This window comes from Enterococcus sp. 4E1_DIV0656 (assembly GCF_002140695.1).
GTDB lineage: Bacteria > Bacillota > Bacilli > Lactobacillales > Enterococcaceae > Enterococcus_D > Enterococcus_D entomosocium.
On the sequence record NZ_NGLF01000005.1, the window covers coordinates 79,208 to 79,620 of the forward strand.

At 27.6% G+C, this 413-nt stretch carries 1 protein-coding gene; it reads right to left on the minus strand.

Annotation, left to right across the window (positions count from 1 at the left end; translation table 11 throughout):
• A partial coding sequence (locus A5882_RS19995) for a TetR/AcrR family transcriptional regulator (protein ID WP_086373583.1) occupies positions 1-413 on the minus strand: 413 nt, incomplete at both ends.

The following is a 413-nucleotide window of genomic DNA, read 5'->3' on the forward strand; positions in this document are numbered from 1 at the left end:
ATATTATCTCATTGACATATTCAATTGGAATATTCTTTCTATCTAAATTGAGCGATTTAGATAAATCTAGTCTTTCATATAATAGCTCACTGAGGAAACTTTTTATCATCTCTAAAAAATTCGAATCCCCTACTTCACTTGCTAATGATCTTATTAAGTTTATATTCTTTTTAACATAAATCAGTGCTTCTAGAATAGAGTGGTACGGGATAATTTCTAAAGGATCCTCTAAATTACTAGGATTATCATCTGTTAACAAGATACCCTTAATATGTTGTATCTCTTCGAGCTTTATTTGATCTATCAAGTCGTACTTATCTTTATAATGAAGATAAAAAGTACCCCTATTTATTTTTGCCATTCTTGTAATATCACTTATTGATATTAAACCAAGTTCTTTAATGTTTAATAAC